Genomic DNA, 2642 nt, shown 5'->3' on the forward strand with positions numbered 1-2642 from the left:
CCCAGGGGGTGATCGTCGCGGTCGAACCCTACGACTTGGTGTTCGACGCGGCGGAGCAGGTGGATCTGGGCGACGACGCGTTGCTGCCCGGCCTGGTGGACACCCACGTGCACGTCAACGAGCCCGGACGCACCGAGTGGGAGGGCTTCGCCACCGCGACCCGGGCCGCCGCGGCCGGCGGCGTGACCGCGATCATCGACATGCCGCTGAACAGTCTGCCGCCGACCGTCGACGCCGGCGCGCTGCGGGTCAAGCAGGCCGCGGCGACCGGCAAGTGCCACGTCGACGTCGGCTTCTGGGGCGGCGTGATCCCGGGCAACGCCGGCGAGCTGCCCGCGCTGCACGACGCCGGGGTGTTCGGCTTCAAGGCGTTCCTCGCCGACTCCGGGGTGCCCGAGTTCCCGCCGGTCAGCGCCGTCGAGCTGGCGCTGGCAATGTCGAGTGTGGACGCGCGGTTCGTGGTGCACGCCGAGGACCCGCACCACCTGCACGACGCCGCGTCGTCCACGGCGTACCCGGATTTTCTTGCCTCCCGCCCGCCGGATGCCGAGCACGCGGCGGTCGCGACCGCCATCGACGCCGCTCGCGCCGCGGGCGCCCGGGTGCACATCCTGCACCTCTCCTCGGCGACGGCGCTGCCGCTGATCGCGGCCGCCAGGCAGCAGGGCGTCCGCGTCACCGCCGAGACCTGCCCGCATTACCTGACCCTGCACGCCGAGGAGATCCCGGCCGGCGCCACCGAGTTCAAGTGCTGCCCGCCGATCCGCGAGCGGGCCAACGCCGACCGGCTGTGGGCCGCCCTCGCCGACGGCCTGATCAGCTGTGTCGTCAGCGACCATTCGCCGTGCACCCCGGAGCTGAAACGCCGCGACACCGGCGACTTCGCGGCGGCCTGGGGCGGCATCGCCTCGGTGCAGCTCGGGCTGCCGGTGATCTGGACGGCGGCCCGTGACCGCGGCTTCGCCCTGACCGATGTGGTGTCCTGGATGGCCCGCCGCCCGGCCGACCTGGTCGGCCTGAGCCGCAAGGGCCGGCTCGCGGTGGGCGCGGACGCCGACCTGGTCGCGTTCGACCCCACGGGTACGTTCACCGTCGACCCCCACGCACTGCACCACCGCAATCCCGTCACGCCGTACGCCGGCCGGACACTGACCGGCGTGGTCCGCACCACCTGGCTGCGCGGCCGAGCCGTGACCGGCGACGTGGCGGCCGGCCGTTTCCTCAGCAGGGAGGATTGATGGACGACCTCAGCACGCCGGCCGACTTCAGCACGTTGGCCGACCTGGCATCGCGCACCTTCGGCGGCGGCATCGTCGAGGTCAACGACGAGTTCTTCGCGGCCGCCGACCATCTGCTCTCACCCGCACCGCCGGTGTTCGCCCCGCACACCTTCGACCACCGCGGCCAGGTCTACGACGGCTGGGAGACGCGGCGGCGGCGCGAGCCCGGGCACGACTACGCCATCGTCCGGCTGGGCGCGCCCGGCGTGATCCGCGGCATCGACGTGGACACCTCGTTCTTCACCGGCAACTTCCCGCCGTACGCGTCGGTGGACGGCTGCTCGGTGCCCGGCTATCCCGACGCCGCCCAGCTGAGGGCCGCCACCTGGACCCCGCTGGTCTCCCGCTCGCCGCTGACCGGCGACAGCCGCAATCTGTTCACAGTGGACGACAAGCGGCGGTTCACGCACGTGCGGCTCACCATCTATCCGGACGGCGGGGTCGCCAGGCTGCGCGTGCACGGCGAGGTGGTGCCCGACCCCGGCCTGCTGCCCGAGGTGTTCGACGTCGCGGCGGCGGAGTACGGCGCACATGTCACCGGTTGCAGCGACATGTTCTACGGCCACCCGCAGAAGATGCTGATGCCCGGCCTGGCCGCCTCCATGGGCGACGGCTGGGAGACGTCCCGCCGCCGCGACGACGGCAACGACTGGGTGATCGTGCAATTGGCAGCCCCGGCCGTGCTCGAGCTGGCCGACCTCGACACCCGCCACTTCAAGGGAAACTCGCCGGGGCGGGCCTCGCTGCGCGGGGTGGACGCGCGGGCCGGCTCGGTCGACGACCCGACGGGCTGGTTCGATCTGCTCGAGCCGGTGCGCCTGGCCCGCGACACCCCGCACCGCTTCCGCATCGCGCCGGCGCCCGCCGCGACCCACGTCCGCCTGGACATCTTCCCGGACGGCGGGATGGCCCGCCTCCGCCTGCACGGCCGCCCCGACGGTCCGGGCGCGGCGGCCATGCGCTCCCGCTTCGACGCCCTGAGCTGACGCGGTCGCCGGCGAAATCCGCTCGCCTGCCGCAGGACCCGGCGCGATCATTCTCGGGTGAACGTTCGTCTGGCAGGTGGCGTGGTGCCGCCGGCCGGCTACGGGCTCTGGCTCGCAGCGCCGGCCGGCGACCGCCGCACACCCGCCGACGAGCACGATGGTCAAGCGCAGGACGGCCAAGCGCAGGACGGCCGAGCAGCGCCGTCCGGGCCGGAAGAGCCGGGCGATCAGACGCCGCCCGGCACCCCGGTGGCGGTCGGCCCGGCCGACGCCGCGCCCGCGCACATCGTCGCGGCCACCGAGGCCCTGGCCGCCCTCGTCGTCGCCGGCGGCCCGCTCGCCGCCGGTGGCGATGTCGACCTCGGCCACGGCTTCC

The 2642-nt window shown here is 74.1% G+C and carries 3 protein-coding genes; all 3 read left to right on the forward strand.

The genetic code is table 11. The features are described from left to right. A partial coding sequence (allB, locus tag AB0M20_RS37095) for an allantoinase AllB (protein WP_364305422.1) occupies positions 1-1238 on the forward strand: 1238 nt, incomplete at its 5' end. After that, positions 1238-2266: an allantoicase gene (alc, locus tag AB0M20_RS37100; protein ID WP_364305424.1), complete on the forward strand. Its 1029-nt coding sequence runs from the start codon at positions 1238-1240 to the stop codon at positions 2264-2266. The genes allB and alc, both read left to right, overlap by 1 nt. 57 nt (positions 2267-2323) lie before the next feature. Further along, on the forward strand, positions 2324-2642 hold a 319-nt coding region (locus AB0M20_RS37105; protein ID WP_364305426.1), incomplete at its 3' end, for a hypothetical protein.

It is taken from the genome of Actinoplanes sp. NPDC051633, assembly GCF_040681735.1.
Lineage (GTDB): Bacteria > Actinomycetota > Actinomycetes > Mycobacteriales > Micromonosporaceae > Actinoplanes.